Source organism: Pseudomonas rubra, assembly GCF_028656935.1.
GTDB classification, from domain to species: domain Bacteria; phylum Pseudomonadota; class Gammaproteobacteria; order Pseudomonadales; family Pseudomonadaceae; genus Aquipseudomonas; species Aquipseudomonas rubra.
In genome coordinates this window covers 57,364-82,859 of the sequence record NZ_JAMDGZ010000002.1, presented here as the reverse complement: position 1 = coordinate 82,859, position 25,496 = coordinate 57,364, and the positions used below count along the sequence as shown (strand labels likewise).

Annotated in this window: 22 protein-coding genes; 11 read left to right on the top strand and 11 right to left on the bottom strand. The window is 61.7% G+C overall.

Annotated elements, in window-relative coordinates; translation table 11 throughout:
• Positions 1–13: 13 nt before the first annotated feature.
• Together M5G17_RS01115 and gbdR are read left to right on the top strand one after the other, a co-directional pair.
• Positions 14–1,390 (top strand): L-serine ammonia-lyase, encoded by a 1,377-nt coding sequence (locus M5G17_RS01115; RefSeq protein ID WP_273891196.1) that lies wholly within the window; start codon positions 14–16, stop codon positions 1,388–1,390.
• A 408-nt stretch (positions 1,391–1,798) separates the two neighbouring features.
• Entirely contained in the window at positions 1,799–2,902 is a 1,104-nt protein-coding gene (gbdR, locus tag M5G17_RS01110; protein ID WP_130266677.1) for a choline metabolism transcriptional regulator GbdR, read from the top strand.
• An 83-nt stretch (positions 2,903–2,985) separates the two neighbouring features.
• Here gbdR and M5G17_RS01105 read toward each other — a convergent pair whose 3' ends face one another.
• From M5G17_RS01105 to choX, 5 genes are all read right to left on the bottom strand, one after another.
• Positions 2,986–3,240 (bottom strand): hypothetical protein, encoded by a 255-nt coding sequence (locus tag M5G17_RS01105; protein WP_273891195.1) that lies wholly within the window; start codon positions 3,238–3,240, stop codon positions 2,986–2,988.
• 161 nt (positions 3,241–3,401) lie between these two features.
• Positions 3,402–3,872: a thioesterase family protein gene (locus M5G17_RS01100; protein ID WP_273891194.1), complete on the bottom strand. Its 471-nt coding sequence runs from the start codon at positions 3,870–3,872 to the stop codon at positions 3,402–3,404.
• A gap of 13 nt (positions 3,873–3,885) precedes the next feature.
• Entirely contained in the window at positions 3,886–4,851 is a 966-nt protein-coding gene (locus M5G17_RS01095) for an L-carnitine dehydrogenase (RefSeq protein WP_273891193.1), read from the bottom strand.
• A 15-nt stretch (positions 4,852–4,866) separates the two neighbouring features.
• Positions 4,867–5,751 carry a 3-dehydrocarnitine:acetyl-CoA trimethylamine transferase CdhC gene (gene cdhC, locus M5G17_RS01090; RefSeq protein ID WP_273891192.1) on the bottom strand — a complete coding sequence of 295 codons (885 nt, stop codon included), beginning with the start codon at positions 5,749–5,751 and terminating at the stop codon, positions 4,867–4,869.
• 61 nt (positions 5,752–5,812) lie between these two features.
• Complete coding sequence (gene choX, locus M5G17_RS01085) at positions 5,813–6,757, bottom strand: choline ABC transporter substrate-binding protein (protein WP_273891191.1); 945 nt, start codon at positions 6,755–6,757, stop codon at positions 5,813–5,815.
• Positions 6,758–6,926: 169 nt separating this feature from the next.
• Between choX and M5G17_RS01080 the strand changes: the two genes are divergently transcribed.
• Positions 6,927–7,877, top strand: coding sequence for a GlxA family transcriptional regulator (locus tag M5G17_RS01080; RefSeq protein WP_273891190.1), 951 nt, complete (start codon positions 6,927–6,929; stop codon positions 7,875–7,877).
• On the opposite strand, the gene M5G17_RS01075 is transcribed toward M5G17_RS01080, so the two are convergent.
• Together M5G17_RS01075 and M5G17_RS01070 are read right to left on the bottom strand one after the other, a co-directional pair.
• Positions 7,864–8,283 (bottom strand): DUF3010 family protein, encoded by a 420-nt coding sequence (locus tag M5G17_RS01075; RefSeq protein WP_273891189.1) that lies wholly within the window; start codon positions 8,281–8,283, stop codon positions 7,864–7,866. The genes M5G17_RS01080 and M5G17_RS01075 overlap by 14 nt on opposite strands.
• A 7-nt stretch (positions 8,284–8,290) precedes the next feature.
• Positions 8,291–8,698, bottom strand: coding sequence for a lysozyme inhibitor LprI family protein (locus M5G17_RS01070; RefSeq protein ID WP_273891188.1), 408 nt, complete (start codon positions 8,696–8,698; stop codon positions 8,291–8,293).
• A 228-nt stretch (positions 8,699–8,926) separates the two neighbouring features.
• On the opposite strand from M5G17_RS01070, the gene M5G17_RS01065 reads away from it, so the two are divergent.
• From M5G17_RS01065 to etfB, 6 genes are all read left to right on the top strand, one after another.
• On the top strand, positions 8,927–9,904 hold the full coding sequence (locus M5G17_RS01065; RefSeq protein WP_056853892.1) for a dipeptidase: 978 nt from the start codon (positions 8,927–8,929) through the stop codon (positions 9,902–9,904).
• 75 nt (positions 9,905–9,979) lie between these two features.
• The gene (locus tag M5G17_RS01060; RefSeq protein WP_273891187.1) at positions 9,980–10,510 is read left to right on the top strand and encodes a DUF5943 domain-containing protein; all 531 of its coding nucleotides are present in this window, start codon (positions 9,980–9,982) and stop codon (positions 10,508–10,510) included.
• Between the two features lie 15 nt (positions 10,511–10,525).
• Positions 10,526–12,586: a dimethylglycine demethylation protein DgcA gene (gene dgcA, locus M5G17_RS01055; protein WP_273891186.1), complete on the top strand. Its 2,061-nt coding sequence runs from the start codon at positions 10,526–10,528 to the stop codon at positions 12,584–12,586.
• A 164-nt stretch (positions 12,587–12,750) separates the two neighbouring features.
• A complete protein-coding gene (gene dgcB, locus M5G17_RS01050; RefSeq protein ID WP_273891185.1) occupies positions 12,751–14,700 on the top strand; it encodes a dimethylglycine demethylation protein DgcB in 1,950 nt (649 codons plus the stop codon).
• On the top strand, positions 14,700–15,923 hold the full coding sequence (etfA, locus tag M5G17_RS01045; protein WP_273891184.1) for an electron transfer flavoprotein subunit alpha: 1,224 nt from the start codon (positions 14,700–14,702) through the stop codon (positions 15,921–15,923). The genes dgcB and etfA overlap by 1 nt, the downstream gene beginning before the upstream one ends.
• Before the next feature lie 15 nt (positions 15,924–15,938).
• Complete coding sequence (etfB, locus tag M5G17_RS01040; protein WP_273891183.1) at positions 15,939–16,709, top strand: electron transfer flavoprotein subunit beta; 771 nt, start codon at positions 15,939–15,941, stop codon at positions 16,707–16,709.
• 643 nt (positions 16,710–17,352) lie between these two features.
• Here etfB and gbcA read toward each other — a convergent pair.
• Positions 17,353–18,645, bottom strand: a complete 1,293-nt coding sequence (gene gbcA / locus M5G17_RS01035; protein WP_273891182.1) for a glycine-betaine demethylase subunit GbcA — start codon at positions 18,643–18,645, stop codon at positions 17,353–17,355.
• A 286-nt stretch (positions 18,646–18,931) separates the two neighbouring features.
• Between gbcA and gbcB the strand changes: the two genes are divergently transcribed.
• Positions 18,932–20,032, top strand: coding sequence for a glycine-betaine demethylase subunit GbcB (gene gbcB / locus M5G17_RS01030; RefSeq protein ID WP_273891181.1), 1,101 nt, complete (start codon positions 18,932–18,934; stop codon positions 20,030–20,032).
• Between the two features lie 67 nt (positions 20,033–20,099).
• Here gbcB and M5G17_RS01025 read toward each other — a convergent pair whose 3' ends face one another.
• Both M5G17_RS01025 and M5G17_RS01020 read right to left on the bottom strand, forming a co-directional pair.
• Entirely contained in the window at positions 20,100–20,513 is a 414-nt protein-coding gene (locus M5G17_RS01025; protein WP_273891180.1) for a hypothetical protein, read from the bottom strand.
• 178 nt (positions 20,514–20,691) lie between these two features.
• On the bottom strand, positions 20,692–21,603 hold the full coding sequence (locus tag M5G17_RS01020; RefSeq protein ID WP_273891179.1) for a nitrilase-related carbon-nitrogen hydrolase: 912 nt from the start codon (positions 21,601–21,603) through the stop codon (positions 20,692–20,694).
• 164 nt (positions 21,604–21,767) lie between these two features.
• On the opposite strand from M5G17_RS01020, the gene M5G17_RS01015 reads away from it, so the two are divergent.
• Positions 21,768–23,660, top strand: a complete 1,893-nt coding sequence (locus M5G17_RS01015; RefSeq protein ID WP_273891178.1) for a flavin monoamine oxidase family protein — start codon at positions 21,768–21,770, stop codon at positions 23,658–23,660.
• Here M5G17_RS01015 and M5G17_RS27785 read toward each other — a convergent pair.
• Complete coding sequence (locus tag M5G17_RS27785; protein WP_273891177.1) at positions 23,650–25,275, bottom strand: methyl-accepting chemotaxis protein; 1,626 nt, start codon at positions 25,273–25,275, stop codon at positions 23,650–23,652. The genes M5G17_RS01015 and M5G17_RS27785 overlap by 11 nt on opposite strands.
• Between the last annotated feature and the right edge of the window lie 221 nt (positions 25,276–25,496).

Genomic DNA, 25,496 nt, shown 5'->3' with positions numbered 1-25,496 from the left:
GGAGGTAGATGGCATGGCCATCAGTGTGTTCGACCTGTTCAAGATCGGCGTTGGCCCATCCAGTTCCCATACCGTCGGGCCCATGCGCGCGGCGGCCTTATTCGTCCAGGGCCTGAGCCTGCGCGGCGAGCTTGCGCAGGTGCGGCGTGTTGAAGTACGCCTGTACGGCTCGCTATCGGCCACCGGTATCGGCCATGGCAGCGACAACGCGGTAATCATGGGCCTGATGGGCGAGTGGCCGGACGCCATCGACCCGGCGCAGATCGGCCCGCGCATCGCTGCCCTGCGCGAAACAGACACCTTGCTGCTCGATGGCCGGCTGCCAGTCGGCTTCGTCTGGGCCCGCGACATGCTGCTGCTTGACGAGAACCTGCCGTACCACCCCAACGCCATGACCCTGATTGCCGAAGGCGCTGCTGGCGAGCTGCACCGCGATACCTATTACTCGGTGGGTGGCGGCTTCGTTGTCGACGCGGCCCAGGCTGCAAGCGGCGTGCTTGACGCGGACAACACCGTGTTGCCCTACGACTTCGACAGCGCAGTGCAACTGCTGGAGCTGTGCAAGCAAAACGACCTGCGTGTGTCGCAATTGATGATGGAAAACGAGAAGGTCTGGCGCAGCGAAGCGGAAATTCGTGCGGGCCTGTTGAAGTTGTGGCGCGCCATGCAGGACTGTGTTGAAAACGGTCTCAAGTACGAAGGCATCCTGCCCGGCGGGCTCAATGTGAAACGCCGCGCGGCTAAGCTGCACCGCAGCCTGCAGGAGTTGGGCAAGCCCAATGTGATCGGCTCGACCCTGAGCGCCATGGAGTGGGTCAACCTCTATGCATTGGCGGTCAACGAAGAGAATGCCGCTGGCGGGCGCATGGTCACCGCGCCCACCAATGGCGCGGCGGGGATCATTCCGGCAGTGCTGCACTACTACATGCGCTTCAGCGACGAAGTCAGTGAGGCCAACGTCGTCGACTTCTTCCTCGGTGCGGCGGCGGTGGGCATCCTGTGCAAGAAGAACGCTTCGATCTCTGGTGCCGAAGTCGGTTGCCAGGGGGAGGTCGGTTCGGCGTGCGCCATGGCAGCGGCCGGCCTTGCCGAAGTGCTCGGGGCGACCCCGGGGCAACTGGAAAACGCCGCCGAGATCGGTCTTGAACACAACCTGGGGCTGACTTGCGACCCGGTCGGTGGGCTGGTGCAGGTGCCGTGTATCGAGCGCAATGCGATAGCGGCGGTCAAGGCCATCAACGCCGCGCAGATGGCCTTGCGTGGCGATGGCGAACACTTCATCTCCCTGGATCGGGTCATTCGCACCATGCGTGATACCGGCGCCGACATGCACGACAAGTACAAGGAAACCTCGCGCGGGGGCCTTGCGGTCAGCGCCATCGAATGTTGAATCGACGAAGCGGCCTGCGCCGTTTTCGTTCACCTTAGCGCTGTGCGCTGCCTTTTGGCGCGCGGGTCGATTCGGCCTTGAATAATCGGCTGTTACCCCCGGGCCTGGCGCCTTGGGTGACAGTTGCCGCTGTCGCTTCTGGGCATCCTTCACACAAGTGCTACCGAATTGCTCACGCGTCCTACAGACCGGCATTAGGCCGGTCGTTTGCGTTTATAACCGGGTATTGGAACAAGGGCCATATAGACGCGGCGCGACGTCGTTTTTGGGTTTTATTGAATGGTCATTCAATTTCCGGCATGGCATTTGCGTTGTGATTGGCAAAGCCCCTGCATCCGAATTGGGGCCGTGACAAAAAAGCCCGTGCCTGCCTGAGGCACAACCTGCATTGTGTGAGGAGATACCGCGATGACGTCGTACAACTCCGGGACCCCAACCCAGAACCGCACACCTCAATCCATCGGCTTTCTGCTGCTGGACAATTTCACGCTGATTTCCCTCGCCTCTGCAGTTGAGCCGCTGCGCATGGCCAACCAGCTGTCCGGTCGCGAGCTGTACCGCTGGAGTACCCTGAGTGTGGATGGCGGTCAGGTCTGGGCCAGCGACGGCTTGCAGATCACCCCCGATGCGGCCATGCACAAAGCACCGGCCATGGACACCGTGATTGTCTGCGGCGGTATTGGTATTCAACGCACCGTGACCCGCGAGCACGTCACCTGGCTGCAAAGCCAGGCGCGCCAGTCCCGTCGCCTGGGTGCGGTGTGCACCGGTAGTTGGGCCCTGGCCTGCGCCGGCCTGCTCGACGGCTTTGATTGCAGCGTGCACTGGGAATGCCTGGCGTCCATGCAGGAAGCCTTCCCGCGGGTGAGCATGAGCACCCGTTTGTTCACCCTCGATCGCAACCGTTTCACCAGCTCCGGCGGCACCGCGCCGCTGGACATGATGCTGCACCTGATCAGCCGTGATCATGGCCGCGAGCTGTCGGCGGCGATCTCCGAGATGTTCGTCTACGAACGCATCCGCAACGAACAGGATCACCAGCGTGTACCGCTCAAGCACATGCTTGGCACCAACCAGCCCAAACTGCAGGAAATCGTTGCGCTGATGGAAGCGAACCTGGAAGAGCCGATCGACCTGGACGAGCTGGCTGTCTATGTATCGGTGTCGCGGCGCCAGCTTGAGCGCCTGTTCCAGAAGTACCTGCACTGCTCGCCGTCGCGTTATTACCTGAAGCTGCGCCTGATCCGCGCCCGGCAACTGCTCAAGCAGACGCCGATGTCGATCATCGAAGTGGCCTCGGTGTGCGGCTTCGTGTCGACGCCGCATTTCTCCAAGTGCTACCGCGAGTACTTCGGCATTCCGCCGCGTGACGAGCGTGTGGGTTCCAATACCGCCCAGCAGGTGGCGATGATGCCGATTCCACAGGCCCTGGTGCTGTCGCCGCTGGCCGGGCCGATGTCGGCCTTGAGCCAGGCGCGCAACGAGTCGACCTTTGCCAGTGTAAGGCTGTAGGGCGGGGTGGATTTATCGCGGGGCAAGCCCGCTCCCACAGAGATCACCTAAACCTGTGGGAGCGGGCTTGCCCCGCGATGCTTCTAGCGATTCTGAAATTGCGCCAGCGCCGGCAACAGCTGCTGTTCGATAGCCTGGCGCACCGCCGGCAGAATGGTCGCGTTGCCGGTGTACATCTGCTCGACCATGCCCTTCAAGGCCTTGGCCCGCGGCTCGCTCAAGCCTCGTACCGCATACTCGCAGGCCTGCTCGGCACTGGCTCCGGCCGGCATTTCGAAACCCAGGGCGCGCAGTTGCCCCAGCAGGTCGTCTTGATCAATCAAATCCGCATGCATCATGGTTGTTGTCCTTGTTTGCAGGTGTGATCGTCAGTCGATTCTGTGGGCACTGCCGCACTGCGGCAAGGACAGAATGTCGCAATGGCTGCTTTACCTAAGAGCAGGTCGTTTTCGGGCAAATCGACAGAGTAGGGCTGTGGGCTTGCCCCGCGATAACGATCTTATGTTGGCAATCCAATCACCCGGCCAACAAACTCGGCCGCCGGCAGGTCCACCTGTTCATCGACCATCCCCTGCAAGCGCTCCACCACGGCGGGCGCGAACGGTGCCGACCTCGGCCCCGCCAGCTCCACATGCAGCAGCATCTGTTCACTGGCCGCCAACGCCTCGTCGAACCCCTCGCGGTGCAGGCTGTGGTACAGGTGCAGGCGCTTGCGGTCAAAGCCGATGATCTGGGTCTGCACCCAGACCTGGGTGTCGAGCTTCACTTCGTGCAGGTAGTTCAGGTGACACTCCAGGGTGAACAGTGAATTGCCGCTGGTGCTGCGGTTGTCGCTGTCCAGGCCTATGCGGTCCATCAAGGCGTCGGTGGCATAGCTGAAAATCAGCAAGTAGAAGGCATCGCGCAGATGCCCGTTGTAGTCGACCCAGTCCGCCTGGACCGGGGTCTGGTAGGTGATCAATGCGGGCATCGCGGCGCTCCTGTCAGTCGCTGAAAACCATGCCGTGCTTGGCCTTGGTGGTTTTTACCGCATCCAGCACCGCCAGCAGGCATTCATCACGATAGCGCTCCAGCGCGCTGATGCTGCGTTCGCCCAGCTGTTCGCGGGTGCCCTCGACCACGGCATCGATCAGGCCGTCGGTCAGTTGCGGGGCTGGCAGGTAGGTCCAGGGCAGTTGCAGCGCCGGGCCGAACTGGGCCATGAAGTGGCGCATGCCGGCATCGCCACCGGCCAGGGTATAGGTGAGGAAGGTACCCATGAACGACCAGCGCAGGCCGGCGCCAAAACGAATCGCATCATCGATCTCGCCGGTCGTTGCCACACCGTCGTTGACCAGGTGCAGGGCCTCGCGCCAGAGCGCTTCGAGCAGGCGGTCGGCGATAAAGCCGGGCACTTCCTTGCGCACATGCAGTGGGCGCATGCCAAGGCGGGTGTAGACGGTTTTTGCCGCTTCGATGGCCTCAGGCGCGGTCTTGTTGCCGCCGACGATCTCCACCAGAGGTAGCAGGTACACCGGGTTGAACGGGTGGCCGACAACGCAGCGCTCGGGGTGGGTCGAAGACTCGTAGAACTCGCTGGGCAACAGCCCCGAGGTGCTGGAACCGATCAGCGCGTTGGGCTTGGCCGCGGCGCTGATCTTGCTGTGCAGCTCAAGCTTGAGCTCCAGGCGTTCGGGAGCGCTTTCCTGGATGAAATCGGCATCGCGCACGCATTCCTCGATGGTCGCGACAAAGCGCAGCCGGTCCTGTGAGGCGCCGGCGGCCAGGCCTTGTTGCTCCAGGGCTGGCCAGGCGTTGGCGATACGCTTTCTTAGGGCTTCTTCGGCGCCGGGGGCCGGGTCCCAGGCGATTACGTCCAGGCCATGGGCCAGGGCGCGGGCCACCCAGCCGCTGCCGATTACGCCGCTGCCCAAGGCTGCAAAGGTCTTGATCTCGGTGATAAAGCTCATCGGTTTCTCCAGCAATCAGCGACGGGTCAGGTTCATTTTGGCGCGGCCTTCGGCAGGGCTGAGCACCCGTGCTCCAAGGCGGCTGAGAATCTCGCTGGCGCGCTCCACCAGTTGGCCGTTGCTGGCCAGCACGCCTTTGTCCAGGTACAGGTTGTCTTCCAGGCCAACCCGCACGTTGCCGCCCAGCAGCACCGCTTGCGCGGCCATTGGCATCTGCATGCGGCCGATGCCGAAGCCGGCCCAGGTCACGCCTGCCGGCAGGTTGTCGACCATGGCTTTCATGGTCGTGGTGTCGGCCGGGGCGCCCCAGGGAATGCCCAGGCACAGCTGGAACAGCGGATCGTCGAGCAGGCCTTCCTTGATCATCTGCTTGGCGAACCACAGGTGGCCGGTGTCGAAGATTTCCAGCTCGGCTTTGACGCCCAGTTCGGTGATGCGCTTGGCGCCTGCGCGCAGTTGCGCCGGGGTCGACACGTAGATGCTGTTGCCGTCGCCAAAGTTGAGGGTGCCGCAGTCCAGGGTGCAGATTTCCGGCAGCAAGGCCTCGACATGGGCCAGGCGCTCCAGCGGGCCGATCAGGTCGGTACCGGCGCCGAACTCCAGCGGGGTTTCGCCCGGGCCGATCTCCAGGTCGCCGCCCATGCCGGCGGTAAGGTTGACGATGATGTCGACGTCCGACTCGCGAATGCGCTCCATGACTTCGCGGTACAACGCGACGTCGCGGCTGAAGCGGCCGGTTTGCGGGTCGCGGACGTGACAGTGGACGACTGTTGCTCCGGCTTTGGCGGCCTCTACCGCGGCTTCGGCAATCTGTTTCGGGGTGACCGGGACCAGGTGGCTCTTGCTGGCGGTGTCGCCGGCGCCGGTCAGGGCGCAGGTGATGATGACGTCGTGGTTCATGTGCGGTTTCCTTCGGGCGAGTTGGGGCCATCGCGGGGCAAGCCCGCTCCCACAGGGGCTGTCAGTTGGCAGTCAGTTGCAGATTGTCGGCGGCCGGCTTGCCGTCAAAAGTGGTCACCCCTTCAAGCCAGCGCTTCTGGTCTTGCGGGTGATCCTTGAGCCACTGGCGGGCAGATTCGAGGGCGTCTTTATGCTCGAGCAGCGGTTGCATCATGCGGCTCTCGTCCTCGGCGCTGAAGGTCAGGTTGGTCAGCAACTGGTGGACGTTCGGGCAACGCTGGGCATAGTCCGGGGCAGTGACGGTCCACACCGTGGCACGGCCTTCGTCCGGGCCCAGGGCGCCTTCGCTGCCGCTAAGGTAGGCCATGTCGATGTTGACGTTCATCGGGTGCGGCGCCCAGCCGAAGAACACCACCGCCTCGTTGCGCCGTACCGCGCGGTCGACGGCGGCGAGCATGCCGGCTTCGCTGGACTCGACCAGCTGGAACTTGCCCAGGCCGAACTGGTTCGTGCTGATCATCGCCTTGATCTGGGTGTTGGCACCGGAGCCTGGTTCGATGCCGTAGATCTTGCCGCCCAGCTCTTTCTCGAATTTGGCGATGTCGGCAAAGGTCTTCAGGCCCTTGTCGGCCAGGTACTTGGGCACCGCGAGGGTCGCGCGGGCATCATCGAGGCTGGGCTGGTCGAGGACCTTGACCTGCTTGGCGTCGATGAACGGGGTGATGGTTTGGGTCATGATCGGGTTCCAGTAACCGAGGAACATGTCCAGGCGCTGGTCGCGGATGCCGGCGAAAATGATCTGTTGCGAGGCACTGGTCTGCTTGGTCTTGTAACCCAGGCCATCGAGCAGGACCTGGGTCATGGCGCTGGTGGCCATCACATCGGTCCAGTTCACCACGCCAAGGCGCACGTTCTTGCAGGCGGCCGGTTCTGCGGCCATCACGTTGGAGCTGAGGATTGCGGTACCGACGAGCGTGAGCAGGCTACGACTGATCAATCTGTTCATGGTGGCTCCTCTAACGGCAGTTCTAATTGTTATAGGGGGCGGCCTCTGCGTGCCGTGTGATCAAACTACGCGGGTGCCCTGGGCAAAAGTCGCACAGTGGCGACCGGCACTTGCACAGTGGCGACCAGCGCGCTATTAACCCAGCATCGGTGGCCGTCGAGTTGTCGCTATGCCCCAGGATTTTCATTTCTTGCTGTTGCCTGGCTTCTCCGCCATCGGCTTTATTTCCGCGATAGAGCCACTGCGGGTGGCCAACCGCTTTCGCGGTGAGCTGTACCGCTGGCAGGTGCTGAGTATGGATGGCGGTGCGGTGCAAGCCAGCAATGGCATGTCGGTCAATGCCGACGCTGCGCTGCAACCCCTGGGCAAGGGCGCAACCTTGCTGGTGGTGGCCGGTTTCGAGCCGCTGCGCAGCTTCGGCCCGGCCTTGCAGCATTGGCTGCGCAAGCTCGATCACGAAGGCGTGGTATTGGGCGGTATCGATACCGGCACTGTGGTGCTGGCCGAAGCCGGCCTGCTCGAGGGGCACCGGGTGACCCTGCACTGGGAGGCGCTGGAAGCCTTCAAGGAAAACTACCCACAGTTGCAGGCAACCCAGGAACTGTTCGAGGTCGATCGCCGACGTATCACCTCGGCGGGCGGCACCGCCTCGATTGACCTGATGCTCGACCTGATCGCCCAGGCCCATGGCCCGGACCTGGCCATCCAGGTGTCGGAGCAGTTCGTGCTCGGGCGCATCCGCCCGCGCCAGGATCACCAGCGCATGCAGATCGCCACACGCTACGGGATCAGCAACAAGAAACTGGTGCAAGTGATTGGCGAGATGGAGCGCAACACCGAACAACCGCTCAACACTCTGGTGCTGGCGCAGGCGGTGCAGGTGACCCGACGCCAGCTGGAACGGCTGTTTCGCCTGTACCTGCACGACACGCCCAGCGGTTTCTACCTGCGCCTGCGCCTGGACAAGGCTCGGCAACTGCTGCGCCAGACCGACCTGAGCGTGCTGGAGGTGAGCATCGCCTGCGGCTTCGAGTCTTCGTCCTACTTTACCCGCTGCTACCGCGCGCGCTTTGCGCGTTGCCCGCGAGAAGACCGCAAGGTCGCTGTCAGCGGCGGTTGAGCAGTAGGGCGCAGGCGGTCTTGTAGGCTTCGTGCTGGTACTTGTTCAACGAAGCGGGCAGTTCAAGGTTGTGCTTTTTGGCCTGGGCGCTGACGGTCTGTGGTGAAACCAGCTCCACCGCGCAATTGTCCAGCAACTGCAGTACGCCTTCGATCTTGAAAGTCGTCGGGCCGCCAGCGAAGTCGCCTTTCTTGCTGCGTTTCTTGATCGCCAGCAGGCTGATGCCATGCTCAGCGACAAATTGCCGGGCCTGGTTGGCAAAGGCTTTGACGTTGTCTGCCTGCTCGTCATCGTCCAGACCGAGTTTTTTCAGGGGCAGGGCCAGATGCACAGGGCTGGCACCGTCAAGCGTGGCAACGGCGAGCAGCGCTTCGCTGCCCTTGATTTCAATTCCGCAGATTTTCATGCTGGTCTCAATCGGAGTTTTGCAGGCCAAGGGACTGCAGGTATTCAGAGCGATCGTCGCTACGTTGGGCAATGCAGGTGTTCAATGCCGCGTCAAAGGCCTTGCTAGGCTTTTCGTCAAAGGTTTCGACCTTGCAGTCGGCGTCACGCAGTTGCTTCCAGATGGCCTCGGCGTCACGCAGGCGCTTGCTCAGCTCGGCGACCTTGGCTGGTTGGCCATCGTACTGCTCGCCAATGCGCTGCAGCAGGTCATCGAAAGCGACACTGAGTTCACGTTCAGCGGTGGTGCGGCTGTACTGAGCGCATTCATAGGTCTGCTGGTCGGTTTCGACGTTGTCGCACGGGGTGCTTTCGTCGTCTTCGGCATGGGCGCCGAATGCCAGCAATACCAGGGCCAGCCCTACCATCGTTCTCATCTGCGACATCCTCCCAAAGCTTGCGCGAACATGGGCGCCGATTCTCGCTCAGCGCCGCAGCAATGAACAGGGTAGCTGCTGCTGTGGTGTCCCTTTGTCGGCCTTTGACGCTTTCGGCAATTCCCCTGTCGTTTTTGCATCTGGGCGACATTGCCCCTAGGCATATGCTGGCCCCAAAGCGCCGGCAGACGATTCGGCGCAGGTTTCACCAATAAAGGGGACAGCCTGATGAGCCCAGCCGAATTACACGCCGACAGCATCGTTATCGACGGGCTGATCATTGCCAAATGGAACCGTGAACTGTTCGAGGACATGCGCAAGGGCGGCCTGACTGCGGCCAACTGCACGGTGTCGGTCTGGGAAGGCTTCCAGGCAACGGTCAACAACATTGCCGCCAGCCAGAAGCTGATTCGCGAGAACAGCGACCTGGTGATGCCGGTGCGCACCACCGCCGACATCCGCAAGGCCAAGGAAGTGGGCAAGACCGGTATTCTCTTCGGCTTCCAGAATGCCCATGCCTTTGAAGACCAGATTGGCTATGTCGAGGTGTTCAAGCAGTTGGGCGTTGGCATCGTGCAGATGTGCTACAACACCCAGAACCTGGTCGGCACCGGTTGCTACGAGCGTGACGGCGGGTTGTCGGGCTTTGGTCGCGAGATCGTTGCCGAGATGAACCGCGTCGGGGTCATGTGTGACCTGTCCCATGTCGGTTCGAAAACCAGCGAAGAAGTCATCCTCGAATCGAAAAAGCCGGTGTGCTACTCCCACTGCCTGCCCTCCGGGCTCAAAGAGCACCCGCGCAACAAGTCCGACGAAGAGCTCAAGTTCATTGCCGATCACGGCGGTTTCGTCGGCGTGACCATGTTCGCGCCGTTTCTGGCCAAGGGCATCGACTCGACCATCGATGACTATGCCGAAGCCATCGAATACACCATGAACATCGTAGGTGAGGACGCCATCGGTATCGGTACCGACTTCACCCAGGGCCATGGCCAGGACTTCTTCGAGTACCTGACCCACGACAAGGGCTACGCCCGGCGCCTGACCAGCTTCGGCAAGATCATCAACCCGCTGGGCATCCGCACCGTGGGCGAGTTCCCCAACCTCACCGAGACCCTGCTAAAGCGCGGCCACAGCGAACGCGTGGTGCGCAAGATCATGGGTGAAAACTGGGTGAACGTGCTCAAGGATGTCTGGGGCGAATAAGCCGCCAGCCACCGTCTTCCGACCCCTGTCATCGGCGCAGGGGCAGCCAACCAAAATTTCTGGAGTTCAGTTTCCATGGCCAAGATCGCCCCGCAATTGCCTATCGAAGTCGACAGCGAAACCGGTGTCTGGACCAGCGATGCCCTGCCAATGCTCTACGTGCCACGGCATTTCTTCGTCAACAACCACATGGGTATCGAGGAAGTGCTGGGCGCCGACGCCTATGCCGAAATCCTCTACAAGGCTGGCTACAAGTCCGCCTGGCACTGGTGCGAGAAAGAAGCCGAATGCCACGGCCTGGAAGGCGTGGCGGTGTTCGAACACTACATGAAGCGCCTGTCCCAGCGCGGCTGGGGGCTGTTCAAGATCCAGGACATCGACCTGGACAAGGGCACTGCCAGCGTCAAGCTCGAGCACTCCGCATTCGTCTATGTCTACGGCAAGGTTGGGCGCAAGGTCGACTACATGTTCACCGGCTGGTTCGCCGGGGCCATGGACCAGATCCTGGCGGCCCATGGCAGCAGCATTCGTACGGTCGCCGAGCAGGTCTACGGCGGCTCAGAAGAAGGCCACGACGACGGTCTGTTCATCGTCAAGCCGTTGTAAGTCGAGGATCCCGCCATGGCTTTCGAAGCAATGTTCCAGCCGATCCAGATCGGCAAACTGACCATCCGCAACCGGGTACTGAGCACTGCGCACGCCGAGGTCTACGCCACCGACGGCGGCATGACCACCGAGCGCTATGTGAAGTACTACGAAGAGAAAGCCAAGGGCGGCATCGGCCTGGCCATCTGCGGTGGCTCCTCGGTGGTGGCCATCGACAGCCCGCAGGAGTGGTGGGCTTCGGTGAACCTGTCGACCGACCGCATCATTCCGCACTTTCAGAACCTGGCCGATGCCATGCACAAGCATGGCGCCAAGATCATGATCCAGATTACCCACATGGGCCGCCGCTCACGCTGGGATGGCTTCAACTGGCCGACCCTGATGTCGCCGTCCGGGGTACGTGAGCCGGTGCACCGTGCCACCTGCAAGACCATCGAGCCGGAAGAAATCTGGCGGGTGATCGGCAACTACGCGCAAGCCGCGCGCCGGGCCAAGGAAGGTGGCCTGGACGGCGTTGAACTGTCAGCCGTGCACCAGCACATGATCGACCAGTTCTGGAGCCCGCGGGTCAACAAGCGTACCGACGAATGGGGCGGCACCTTTGAGGGCCGCATGAAGTTCGGCCTGGAAGTGCTAAAGGCCGTGCGTGCCGAGGTTGGCCCGGATTTTTGCGTGGGCATGCGTATCTGCGGTGACGAATTCCATCCCGATGGCCTCAGCCACGAGGACATGAAGGAAATCGCCAAGTACTACGATGCCACCGGCATGCTGGATTTCTTCGGCGTGATTGGTTCGGGTTGTGACACCCACAACACCCTGGCCAACGTTATCCCCAACATGAGCTTCCCGCCCGAGCCGTTCCTGCACCTGGCGGCCGGCATCAAGGAGGTGGTCAAGGTCCCGGTACTGCACGCGCAGAACATCAAGGACCCCAACCAGGCCACGCGTATTCTTGAAGGTGGCTATGTCGACATGGTCGGCATGACCCGTGCGCACATCGCCGACCCGCACCTGATCGCCAAGATCAAGATGGGCCAGATCGATCAGATCAAGCAGTGCGTCGGTGCCAACTACTGCATCGACCGCCAGTACCAAGGCCTGGACGTGCTGTGCATCCAGAACGCCGCAACCTCCCGCGAATACATGGGCGTGCCGCATATCATCGAGAAAAGCACCGGGCCCAAGCGCAAGGTCGTGGTGGTCGGCGCCGGGCCTGCAGGGATGGAGGCTGCGCGGGTGGCGGCCGAACGTGGCCATGACGTCACCCTGTTCGAGAAGAAGGACGCCATCGGCGGGCAGATCAGCATTGCCGCCAAGGCGCCGCAACGCGACCAGATCGCCGGTATCACCCGCTGGTACCAACTGGAGCTGGCACGCCTGAAGGTCGACCTGCGCCTGGGCACTGCCGCCGACATCGACGCCATCCAGGACTTGCGCCCGGATGTGATCGTGCTTGCGGTGGGCGGCCATCCGTTTATCGAGCAGAACGAACACTGGGGCGCCGCCGAAGGGCTGGTGGTCAGCAGTTGGGATGTGCTCGACGGCAAGGTAGCGCCAGGCAAGAACGTGCTGGTGTACGACACCATTTGTGAATTCACCGGCATGTCGGTGGCCGACTACATTGCCGACAAGGGCAGCCAGGTCGAGATCGTCACTGATGACATCAAGCCGGGCGTGGCCATTGGTGGCACGTCGTTCCCGACCTACTACCGCAGCATGTACCCCAAGGAAGTGATCATGACTGGCGATCTGATGCTGGAAAAGGTCTACCGCGAGGGCGACAAGCTGGTGGCGGTGCTGGAGAACGAATACACCGGCGCCAAAGAAGAGCGGGTGGTCGACCAGGTGGTGATCGAGAACGGCGTGCGGCCGGACGAGGCGCTCTACTACGGGCTCAAGGAAGGTTCGCGCAACAAGGGCCAGATCGATATCGAAGCCCTGTTCGCGATCAAGCCGCAGCCGATCCTCAGCCAGCCGGGCGAAGGCTATCTGCTGTATCGCATCGGTGACTGCGTGGCGCAGCGCAATACCCATGCTGCCATCTATGACGCCTTGCGCCTGTGCAAGGATTTCTGATCGACCGGCAAGCCTGAAGGCTCGGCAATACCCCTGTGGGAGCTGGCTTGCCAGCGATGGGATCGATGCGGCGCCAGTTAATGCGCGGCGCCTGCATCGCTGGCAAGCCAGCTCCCACAGACACATCCCTTTTCAAGACCTGAAGTGTCTTTTGGGAGCTTCCCATGTTGAACACCCTTATCCCCATCCTCCTGTTCGCCGCCCTGGGCCTTGCCGCCTTCGGCGCGCTGCGGCGCGTGCGGATGTGGCGCCAGGGCCGGCCGTCGAAGGTCGACCTGCTCGGCGGCCTGCTGGCCATGCCACGGCGCTACATGGTCGACCTGCATCACGTGGTCGCCCGCGACAAGTACATGGCCAATACCCACGTGGCCACGGCTGGCGGCTTTGTCCTGGCTGCGGTGCTGGCGATCCTGGTGCATGGCTTTGGCCTGCATAACAGGATTCTTGGGTTTGCCTTGCTGTTCGCCACTGTGCTGATGTTTGCCGGTGCACTGTTCGTCTACAAACGCCGGCTCAACCCGCCAGCACGGTTGTCGAAAGGCCCGTGGATGCGTCTGCCGAAAAGCCTGCTGGTGTTTGCCGCAAGCTTCTTCATCGCCACCTTGCCGGTGGCCGGGATTCTGCCGGAGGGCTTCGGTGGCTGGCTGCTGGTAGCGTTGCTGGGGGTTGGTGTGCTGTGGGGCGTGTCCGAGCTGTTCTTCGGCATGACCTGGGGAGGGCCGATGAAGCACGCCTTCGCCGGTGCCCTGCACCTGGCCTGGCACCGACGCGCCGAGCGCTTCGGCGGTGGCCGTTCGACCGGGCTCAAGCCGATCGACCTGGAAGACCCGCAAGCGCTGCTGGGCGTGGAAAAACCCAAGGACTTCACCTGGAACCAGTTGCTCGGTTTCGATGCCTGCGTGCAGTGCGGAAAGTGCGAGGCCGCGTGCCCGGCGTTTGCCGCCGGCCAGCCGCTGAACCCGAAAAAACTCATCCAGGACATGGTCGTCGGCCTGGCTGGCGGCACCGATGCCAAGTTTGCCGGTAGCCCGTACCCTGGCAAGCCGATTGGTGAACACGGCGGTAACCCGCACCAGCCGATCGTCAACGGCCTGGTGGATGCCGAGACGCTGTGGTCGTGCACCACCTGCCGCGCCTGTGTCGAGGAATGCCCGATGATGATCGAGCACGTCGACGCTATCGTCGACATGCGCAGACACCTGACCCTGGAAAAAGGCGCGACGCCGAACAAGGGGGCCGAGGTTCTGGACAACCTGATCGCCACCGACAACCCCGGCGGCTTCGCCCCGGGCGGGCGGATGAACTGGGCGGCGGACCTCAACCTCAATTTGCTTGGCGACATCAAGAGCGCCGAGGTGCTGTTCTGGGTTGGCGACGGTGCCTTCGATATGCGCAACCAGCGCACCCTAAGGGCCTTCGTCAAAGTGCTCAAGGCCGCGCAGGTGGACTTCGCCGTGCTCGGCCTGGAAGAGCGCGACAGCGGCGATGTGGCTAGGCGCCTGGGTGATGAAGCGACCTTCCAGCAACTGGCCAGGCGCAATATCCAGACCTTGGCCAAGTACAGCTTCAAGCGCATTGTCACCTGTGATCCGCACAGCTTCCACGTACTCAAGAACGAATACGGCGCTTTCGGCGGCGACTACCTGGTGCAGCACCACAGCACTTATATCGCCGAGCTGATTGGCGCAGGTGCGCTCAACCTTGGCCAGCACAAGGGCGGCAGCGTGACCTATCACGACCCGTGCTACCTGGGCCGCTACAACGGTGAGTATGAGGCGCCGCGCGAGGTGTTGCGCGCCCTCGGCATCGAGGTCAGGGAGATGCAGCGCTCGGGCTTTCGCTCGCGCTGCTGTGGCGGCGGTGGCGGTGCGCCGATTACCGACATTCCCGGCAAGCAACGTATCCCCGACATGCGCATGGACGACATCCGCGAAACCGCTGCCGAGCTGGTGGCCGTGGGTTGTCCACAGTGCACGGCGATGCTCGAAGGCGTGGTCGAGCCGCGTCCGTTGATCAAGGACCTGGCGGAGCTGGTCGCCGACGCCATTCTCGAAGAACAGGCCCCGGCGAGCAAACCCGCCCCGGCAAAGCGTGAACCTGCGGAGGTGCACTGATGAGCGACATTATTCGCCGTGATCCGCGCGCCGAGTGGATCGCCCGCAACCGCCTGCACCCGTTGCACGCGGCCATGCAGCAGGGCCAGCAACACAGCTGGATGGGGCCCAACGGCATCATTCGCAAGAACCCCCACGGGGTTGGCTTCATTGGCCCCAACGGCATCAAGCGCATCGATCGCAGTGGCGCCCAGCAGGGCGGCAGCAGCAAGCGCACGGCTGCTGCTGCGGTGCAATTGCCGCTGCACCAGGTGTTGCAGCCAGCGTTCTACATTGCCGTGGTCCCGGATATGGTCGGTGGCCGCCTGGGCAGTCACGACCGTGACTTGCTGGGCCTGGCCCGGGGCCTTGCCGGCAGCGACGGTGCGGTGCTGGCGGTGGTGTTTGGCGAACACAAGGAAAACAACTTTTCCACAGCCGGCGTCGATCGCCTGCTGGTGATAGAAGGCGAGGAGTTCGCAGGGTATGCACCAGAGCAACTGGTGCAGGGCCTGCGCGCTGTGGATAACCAGTACAACCCTCGTCATTGGCTGCTTCCAGACAGCCGTACGGGGGGCGGTGAGTTGGGCCGGCGCTTTGCTGCAGCCGTTGGCGAACGCCCGGCGACCAGGGTCTGGCAGGCCAAGGACGGGCAATGCAGCGGCCGCGCCGGTGCTGGCCAGCAGGACCTGATCCGCGGCCTGCCTCGGTTGATCCTGGCGGCTGCCGAATGCGCAGAGCCGGTCAGTGAAACCCGCCACGAAGCCTTGCCGGTGCAGTTATCCACAAGCGCAGCGCGCAGCTTGTCGCGCATTGAAGACCTCGGTCCTGTAGCTGTTGACCCGGCAGCCATCGCCATGGCCGAGGCCGAGTTCATCGTCTCGGGCGGCAATGGCGTCAAGGACTGGGCCCTGTTCCACCGCGCCACCGTCGCCCTGGGCGCAACCGAAGGCGCCTCGCGGGTGGCGGTGGACGACGGCTTCATGCCGCGTAACCGCCAGGTTGGCGCTACCGGGACCTGGGTGACGGCGCGGGTTTACCTGGCTGTGGGTATCTCCGGGGCGATCCAGCACCTGCAGGGAATCGGTGCCTGCGACAAGGTGGTGGCAATCAACATGGACCCGGGCTGCGACATGATCAAGCGTGCTGACCTGTCGGTGATTGGCGACAGTGCGGCGATTCTCCAGGCGCTGATCGAGGCTGTGGAAAACTACCGCAACGACGCCAAGCGCGATGCGGCCTAAGGGCAGGGGATAACTATGCACACCAAGGTCATCAGTCTGGTTTCAATCGGTGCTCACCCCAGTTCCGGCCGCACCCGCCGTGCCGAGCAAGATGCCCGGGCAGTGGAACTGGGCCTGCAGCTGGCTGGGGATAACTTGCAGGTGCTGCACGCCGGCGACCCTCAGGAGCCGGCCTTGCGGGCTTACCTGGGCATGGGCCTGGAACATATCGACGTGCTGGAACAGCCACAGGGCGCCGATGCCTTGGGTGTACTGGGCGATTATCTGCGTGATGCCGGTGCACAGCTGGTGCTCACTGGCAGCCAGGCAGAAACTGGCGAAGGTTCGGGCATGCTGCCGTTCCTGCTCGCCGAGCGGCTGGGCTGGCCGCTGGTGGTGGGCCTGGCCGAAGTTGAATCTATCCACAATGGTGTGGCCCAAGTGCTGCAGGCCCTGCCCCGGGGTCAGCGGCGGCGCTTGAAGGTGCGCCTGCCGTTGCTCGCCACTGTGGATAATGCTGCACCCAAGCCGCGCCAGAGTGCGTTCGGTCCGGCGCGGCGGGGGGTATTAGCCGCGCGCCAGGTGGCAATCGTCGAAGACGAGTTATTCACAAGCGCCGAAATGCAACCGGCCAAGCCACGGCCCAAGCGCCTCAAGGTCATCAAGGCCAAGAGCGGCGCCGACCGCATGAAAGCAGCCACCGCCAAGGCCAGCGGCGGGGGTGGCCAGGTGCTCAAGGATGTGAGCCCACAGGACGGCGCACAAGCCATCCTCAAACTGCTGGTGGAAGAGGGCGTGTTGCGCTGACAGTTGCTCACAAAGTCTGTTGGCCGATCTGTGGATAAAGTGTTTGTGTATGGCTGGAGGGCACGCATTGCGTGCCCTTCGTCGTTATGATCAAAAAATGATCAGGTTAAGTTGTGGATTTTATGAGGTTTTGTTCCTTGGGCAGTGCCGAGTTTGCCCACAATCGCTGTTGGCGGGTCTGTGGATAATATGTTCGCCCATGGCTGAGAGGCCCGTTTGGCAAGGCCTGCGAAGGGTTGATTGAAAATTGATCAATTGACACCTATATGCCTACTCAAGCCTGGAATTTCGGTCGCTCAAGACCTTATCCACAGTAGCTTTTTGCCGCTTCCACTTTTGCACACAAAGTCTGTTGGCGTCTTTGTGGATAAGGTGTTCGCCTTCCGCTGTGGGCCTTGTATTTAAAGGCTCGTAGAGTTTTGATCAAATATTGATCAATTATTTTTTCGGGGAAAAACAAAGACTTGCCCACATTAGCTGTGGGCTGTCCTGTGGATAAAGTGTTTGCTGTGTGCAGGGGCCCAGTGGGGCCGGGGGATTGCGGAGGGTGGTTAAATTTTGTACAGCATCGCGGGGCAAGCCCGCTCCCACCGGTTTTGTGGGAGCGGCGATGCGGCGACCCGACTTGCCCCGCGATAGGGCCCTATTGCGCAGCCACACCTTTGAGATAAGGCGCCGGCGCTGCCCCCAGGTTGTTCAAGAGCCGCTCGCTGTACCAGTCGACAAAGTTCACCACCCCAAACTCATAGGTCTTCGAGTAAGGGCCAGGCTGGTAAGCGCTGGAGTTGATCCCGCGCTGGTTCTCTTCCGCCAGGCGCCGGTCCTGATCGTTGGTGGCGTCCCACACCTGGCGCATGCGCGCTGGGTCGTAGTCCACGCCTTCAACCGCATCCTTGTGCACCAGCCACTTGGTGGTGACCATGGTCTCCTGGGCGCTGATTGGCCATACGGTGAAGACGATAATGTGATCACCCATGCAGTGGTTCCACGAGTGCGGCAGGTGCAGGATGCGCATCGAGCCAAGGTCGGGGTTCTTGATCCGGCCCATGAGCTTCTGGCAGCCCTGCTTGCCGTCCAGGGTCATCGACACCGTGCCCTTGAGCAGCGGCATGCGCACAATGCGGTTGCGCAGGCCGAAGCTGGCGTGGGCGTAAGGGATCTTCTCGGCATCCCACGCCGCGGCCGAGGCGGCGACGTGGTCCTTGAACGCCTGGTCGGCGCGCGGGTCGGTGACATCGTCCCATTCCAGCAGGGTTTTCAGCAGTTCGGGGTGCGAGCCGCTGCAGTGGTAGCACTCGCGGTTGTTTTCCAGCACCAGCTTCCAGTTGGCCTTTTCCATCAAGGTGGTTTGCACCGCCACCTTGGTGTTCTCCATGTCATAGGGTTCCATGTAGTGGTTCAAGGTGGCGAGGAAGTCATCGATCGCCGGCGGATTCTCGGCCAGGCTGATAAAGATGTAGCCACCGGCGGTCTTCACGTTCACAGGCTTGAGCCCGTACTGCTTCATGTCGAAGTCGGCGCCCATCTCGGTGCCGGCGAACAGCAGGCGACCGTCCAGTTCGTAGGTCCATTGGTGGTAGTGGCAGACCAGCTTGGCGACCTTGCCCTTGTCGCTGGTGCACAGGCGCGAACCGCGATGACGGCAGACGTTGTGGAAGGCATGCACCTGGCCCTCGGCGCCGCGCACCACCAGGATCGGGTTCTTGCCGATCTGCAGGGTGATGAAGTTGCCCTTGGTCGGGATTTCACAGGTCATCCCGGCGATCAGCCATTCCTTCTGGAATATCTCCTCCATGTCGATCTGGAACAGGCGCTCGTCGCAGTAGAACGGCTGTGGCAGCGAGAAGGTCCGCTCGCGGCTCTGCAGCATCTCGGCGGTGGCCTTGCGTGCAGGTTCCAGTGGATCGCCCAGACTCAAAGTTGCGGTGACGTCCATCGTGTAGGTCCTCATGGCCAGTGCTTATGGCCGGTGAAAGTGGCTAATCGTTGTTATGGCGACGCAAGGCTCAAGTACAGCAGGATCATTTGCGTTGGAGTGTGCGTTCGAAGTGCGCGTGAACCATATCCATGGACGACATGATCAGATCCGTTTCCGACGCCCCAGCCCCGGTAGCCGGGGGCTGGTCGCGATAAGCACGCCAATGTCGCGGATAGGTAAGTGTCGCGCGCGTGCCTTGCGCAGAATCGCAGCCATCAGGCCGCAGTCGGCCGTGGAGACGAGCATGTCCAACAGCTTCCTCAATCCGGTCAGCACCCAGACCTGGGCCAACGGCCGCCACATCGTCCGCTGCGTCAAGGTGATCCAGGAAACCTGGGATGTGCGCACCTTCTGTTTCATGGCCGACCAGCCGATCATGTTCTTCTTCAAGCCCGGCCAGTTCGTCACCCTGGAGCTTGAGATCGACGGCGAGCCGATCATGCGCTCCTACACCATCTCCAGTTCACCCTCGGTGCCCTACAGCTTCTCGGTGACGATCAAGCGCGTGCCTGGCGGCAAGGTCTCTAACTGGCTGCACGACACCCTGCACGAGGGCCAGGAGCTGGCGGTGCATGGGCCGGTCGGGCTGTTCAACGCCATGGATTTTCCCAGCCCCAAGGTCTTGTACCTGAGCGGCGGCGTCGGTATCACCCCGGTGATGTCCATGGCCCGCTGGTTCTATGACACCAACGGCAATGTCGACATGGTCTTCGTCCACAGTGCGCGCTCGCCCAAAGACATCATCTATCACCGCGAGCTTGAGCATATGGCCTCGCGGATCGACAACTTCAGCCTGCACATCATTTGCGAGAAGCACGGGTTGGGCGAACCCTGGGCGGGCTATCGTGGCTACCTGAACCAGAAGCTGATGGAGTTGATCGCCCCGGACTACCTGGAGCGGGAGATCTTCTGCTGTGGCCCGACGCCGTACATGAACGCGGTCAAGCGCCTGCTGGAAAGCAGTGGCTACGACATGAGCCGCTACCATGAAGAATCGTTCGGCGCGACGCCGGCCGAGGTCAAGGCCGATGCCGTCGAGCACGCCGAACAGGCCGCCGAAGCGGCCGAGCTCGATGCCAGTGATTTGCACCAGGTGGAATTCACCGCCACCGGCAAGAGCATCCGTGTGGCCCCGGGCGAGACCGTGCATGCGGCGGCGGCCAAGCTCGGCCTGATGATCCCCAAGGCCTGCGGCATGGGCATCTGCGGTACCTGCAAGGTGCTCAAGCTGGGCGGCGAGGTGGAGATGGAGCACAACGGCGGCATCACTGATGATGATGTCGCCGAAGGCTACATTCTGTCGTGCTGCAGCGTACCCAAGGGTGATGTGCGCATCGATTACTGAGGCCGGTGTACGGCAGTCGGTACCCTAGCCGGGTGGCTGTGACTATCCGGCTAGGGCGCTGCGCCGCTTACTCGACCATTGTGTTGGTGTCGTTGGAAATCGGATGGTAGTACACGTCGAACCGCATTTCTGTGTTCGAGAAGTTCTGTGGGTTGGAGGCATAGAAGCCCCTCAGGTTTATGGGGCGGCTCATGGAAATCGAGTAGGCGGTATTGGCGCGTTCGATAACAATGCGACCGAATTGCGAGTCATTGCCCGGCAGGTCACCGCGCATGATCATGGAGCCGGTCACACCCTTTGATACCACGTAGTAGGTCCAGTTTCCCCTTGGCCCGGTGCCGATAAAATTTGGCCCGCTGCGATTGCTCTGACCCGGTAACACGGTGTTGCTGCTTTGTGCATTGCTGGCAAACAATACTGCGCCGGCGGGTAGGCCGGGGATGGATTGGGTTTCGATATTGATGTCTTGAAAAGTGCTCATGGTTGTTTCGTCCTTGACGTATTCAGTTATGTGCTCATTACGGCAACTGCCGCATTGGCACTATTGAACATCGGGTCACCAAGGGGTACTGGCAGAGTTGTGAGTAGGCACTCGTTGGGCACCGTGCTAGGCAGTGATAGGTCGATCTGGGCCCCAGCTGACGTGCTCACTTTTTATCTCAGGTTTTAAGGCGTGTTATCAGCCCATTGGGGGCAGCCGTCAGGCGCGATGAGTGAGTACCAAACCCAGGGCTGCACAACTCGTGATAGAGCTGCGGACGGCGGTCCTGGTGCACGTGGTTGTACTCGCTGATCCACTTGTTGTCGGCCTCGGCCAGATCGATATCGGTGACCAGCAGTTGATCTTCAGGATTGCTGCTGGCGCCGGCCAGGGGGAAACCGTCGGCATCGACGATAGTTGAGCCGCCCACCCAATCCATTCCACGCTCGTGACCGTGACGATCACAGCTGGCGATGAACATGCGGTTGACCGCAGCAGCAGCTTGCACGCGTACGATCTCGGCCGGCCGCTCGCCTGCCGGGCGCCCCAGGTCTGGCCAGTTGACCGGGGCGCAAAGCAGCTGTGCGCCGCCGAGGGCAGCCAGACGCACCCATTCGGGCAGTTCCAGGTCGTAGCAGATCATCAGGCCGATCCGGCCTTTGGCAGTGCGCACGACGGGAGGCGGTTGATCGCCTGGGGTAAAGATGAGTTTTTCCTGATCCCACAAATGGGCTTTGCGATAGAGGGATATCAACCCGCGAGGGTCGATCAACACGGCGCTGTTGGCGACTTCGTAAGGCGACAGGTATTCGCAGAACCCGCCAACGACGATGATGTCGAGCTCACGGGCCAGGTCAAACCAGCCGAGTAGTGTTTCGCCGTATAAACCCTCGGCAACACTCAGTGCCTCTTCGCGGTCATGGAACACGTAGCCGCTTTGCATCAGCTCTGGCAGTACCACCAGTTCGGCGTCCGCGTCGGCGGCCGCCCGGATAGCCGCATTGGAGACATTTCGATTGTGCACCACATCAGCAACTTTTGGTGCAACTTGAGCGCAAGCAATTCGCAAGGGTAATGATGAGTCGTGCATGTTTGCTCTCCTGAAAATCATGATATGGAGGCATAATGAAGTTTGCGTCAACTGGCATTTTTGCTAGTTCAAAAACCTGTTGTTTGATTGCCAAATACTATAATTGATTGTGTTTTATGACTCTAAGCTGAGGCTCTTGTGAACTTGTTGATCTGGAGCCTTGCATGTCCGCGATTCCTTCACGAATCCTGTCCGCCCAACGTGTCTTGGATAATCAGGTACGCGCCCTGATTCCCGACTTTCCTTTCGACTATGGTCAATACCTGATGGATAAGGGGCAGGCGCCACTTGGCCGTATTCAACCGCAGTACCACGGCCGGCAGGTGCTGGTGGTTGGCGCGGGAGTGGCCGGCCTGGTTGCCGCCTATGAGGCAATGCGCATGGGCCTGCACCCGGTGGTGGTAGAGGCCAGTGGGCGAATTGGCGGGCGCTTGTTTTCCAGCCCGGTTGACGCTGACGTTCCGTTTGAACGAGGTGCCATGCGCTTTCCCTTGTCCGGGCGGGCGCTGATGCATTACTTCAGTAAAGTTGGCATGCTCGAAAATAGCGAGGACTTTCCCAATCCGGGAAGTGCTGCGGCCGTGAGTACGGTGGTTGATTATGGCGATGAGAAGTTTTACTACGAAGTGGGCAACAGTAATTTTCCCAGGCCGCCGGCGTTTGAAAACATCGAAATCAAATTTTTCGAAGAGTTTCTGGAGCAGGCGCCTATTCATTTCCAGGAAATGGAACAGGCAATGTCTGCCGGCACAATCGATCAGGCCAAGATTAAACGCTTGTGGAACGCCATTTTGGCTGAAGGCTGGGACAACCTCAGCTTTCATGCCGCGATGGTCGAGCAGGCGCGTTGGTCCGACGAGGACATCAACCTGTTCGGTCAGATCGGTTTTGGTACCGGTGGCTGGAACACCGACTTCCCCAATTGTTTCCTGGAAGTGCTGCGCGTGTTGTACACCGGGCTCGATATCAACCACCTGTTGATGCGCGATGGTGCCGATCAACTGCCGCAACGGCTCTGGGAGCGATCAGCAGCCGCGTTCGGCGACGAGAGTGTGTTCTGGCCGCAAGACATGACGCTCAAGGAGCTGTCGCAAGCGTTCCCGGGTAATCCGCTACGCCAGGAAGTACGGCAGATCAGACGCCTGGGTGTCGACGAGGGGGGTGGTTTCGAAGTGCTGTTGCATGACCTGGAACACGGTCACGATCAACGGCTGCGTTATGACAGTGTGGTCTACACCCCCCATGTACGGGTCCTCGACAAGTTCCGCTACATGAATGGCGCCGAAGGGCTCGAGGCAAGCCGCTCGCTATTGACCCAGCCCCAGTGGGAAGCCGTGATGTATACCCACTATATGCAGTCGGCCAAGGTCTTCGCCGCTACCCGGGAGCCGTTCTGGACTGCGCGCGGGGAGGATGGCAAGCAGTTGATGAGCATTACCCTGTCCGACCGTTTGACCCGCGGCACCTACCTGGTCGACTACAGCCGCAGTACTGGAGACTACAAAGGGAGCGGGATCTTTCTGTCGTACACCTGGAATGACGACAGCCTGAAGTTTCTTGGCGATCGCCAAGGCCGCCTGCCGCAACACGGCGAACTGTGTACAGCCTTGCTCGATCAGGTGTATCCCGGCCTGGACCTGACCTCGCATTTTGCGGAGGCTGACCCCTTTGTCGAGATCAACTGGGAAGACGAGCCGTTCTACCTCGGAGCCTTCAAGATGAACCTGCCGGGGCAGTACGAGTATCAGCGGTTGCTGTTCAGCCAGTTCAAGGAGGGCAGTGACCGCACGGCAGTGGATGGCTTCATCCTGGCTGGAGACGATGTCTCCTGGACCGGCGGTTGGGCGGAGGGGGCTGTAACCACCGCGTTGAATGCGGTGGACAAGCTGGCCACCCGATTCAACAACGGCTTTTCTCCGCAAGGAGGTCCCATCTCACAATGGGAGCCCCTAAAGCCAATGACGCTGAATCAAGGCGGTCCACGTCAGCAGCCTGGCGTGTTGTGCCGGCTCATGCGTTGGCTGCAGAGCCGGCTGTGCCGACCGCTTAAACGCTGAAACGCGCCACCAGGCCGCTCAGGTCCACCGCCAGGCGCGAGAGCTCGGCGCTGGCCGCGCTGGTCTGGTGGGCGCCGGTGGCCGACTGCACCGACAGGTCGTTGATGTTGACCAGGTTGCGGTCCACTTCCCGGGCGACCTGAGCCTGCTCTTCGGCGGCGCTGGCGATTACCAGGTTGCGTTCGTTGATTTCGGCTACAGCGCCGGTGATGGTTTCCAGCGCCAGGCCCGCACCACGGGCGATGTTCAGGGTCGACTCGGCGCGTTCGGTGCTGTTGCGCATGGAGTTGACCGCCTGTTCGGTGCCGCCCTGGATGCTGCCGATCATCCGCTCGATTTCGCTGGTTGACTGCTGGGTGCGGTGGGCCAGGGCGCGGACTTCATCAGCCACCACGGCAAAGCCACGACCGGCTTCACCGGCGCGGGCCGCTTCGATGGCGGCGTTCAGCGCCAGCAGGTTGGTCTGGTCGGCCAGGCCGCGAATCACGTCGAGCACCTTGCCGATGTCCCGCGACTCTTCAGCCAGGTTGCCGATCAGCTCGGCGGTGCCCTGTACGTCGGTGCTCATGCGCTCGATGGCGCTGACGGTTTCCAGCACCAGGTCACGGCCATCGCCGGCCGAACGGGTGGCTTCTTTCGAGGCTTCGGAGGTGCTTACGGCGTTACGTGCGACTTCTTCCACGGCGCTGGTCATCTCGGTGACGGCGGTAGCGGCCTGTTCGATTTCGTTGTTCTGCTGCTGCAGGCCACGGGCGCTTTCGTCGGTGACGCTGTTCAGCTCTTCAGCCGCCGATGCCAACTGGGTGGCGGAGCCGGAAATCTGTTGCAAGGTATCGCGCAGCTTGTTCTGCATCTTGGCCATGGCCTTGAGCAGGCGCGCGGCTTCGTCCTGGCCATCGGCCTGAATGCTGCGGGTCAGGTCGCCTTCGGCGATGCGTTCGGCAGCCTGCAGGGCTTCCTCGATCGGCTTGACGATACTGCGGGTCAGCAGCAGGGCACAGATCAGGGTCAGGGCGGTGGCGGCCAGCAGCAGGCCGATTACCAGGGCGACGGCGTTGCCATACTGCTCGGCGGCGGTACGGTTGATCTCGCTGGTTTGCGTGGTGTTGATGCCGATCAGTTGCTCCATGACGCTGTTGATCTGCTCGGAGCTGTCGAGCATGTCGCGGTTGATCAGGTTGCGCAGCGTCTCCAGGTCATTGCTCTGCGACGCCAGGCGCATGCGGTTTTCCAGCTGACGGTACTGCCCCAGCAACTGTACGTACTGGTTGTAGGCTGCGCGCTCCTGGTTACCGGTGATGACTGTCTCATAGGTCCGGCGCGCGTCGTCGATCTGCTGGTTGCGCTGGTCGATCAGCGTGAGGGTAGCCTGCAGGGTGCCGGCTTCACGGTTGAGCAGCAGACGATAGGACAGGGTACGCAGGCGCAGGGTCAACTGGGTCAACTGGTCAAGGTTGGTGATGCTTGGCACCGTTGAGTTTTCGATGGTTTCGCCGGCCTGGCGAATCTTGCTCATCTGGTTCAGGGCGAACAAACCCAGGGCCAGCATCAGCGCACCGATCAGGGCAAACCCCAGGAGTGCACGCGGAGCGATGTTCATGTTGCGTAGGGACATGGTGGTCTCCAGGGAGGGGAAAGGGCACGTGATCCGTGCGACTGATTCAGGTCTGCCATGCCTATCGGTCGGCCGCGTGAAGACTTGAGAGGGCAAAGATGAAATTGCCAGACAGCGCACTTTTTTCCTGACCGGTGGCACCCACCACGGGGAACCGGATCCGGATTCCTGGGTCAATCTGCACCAGGCCGACGTGTCTAAACCCGATATCCCTGGCGAGC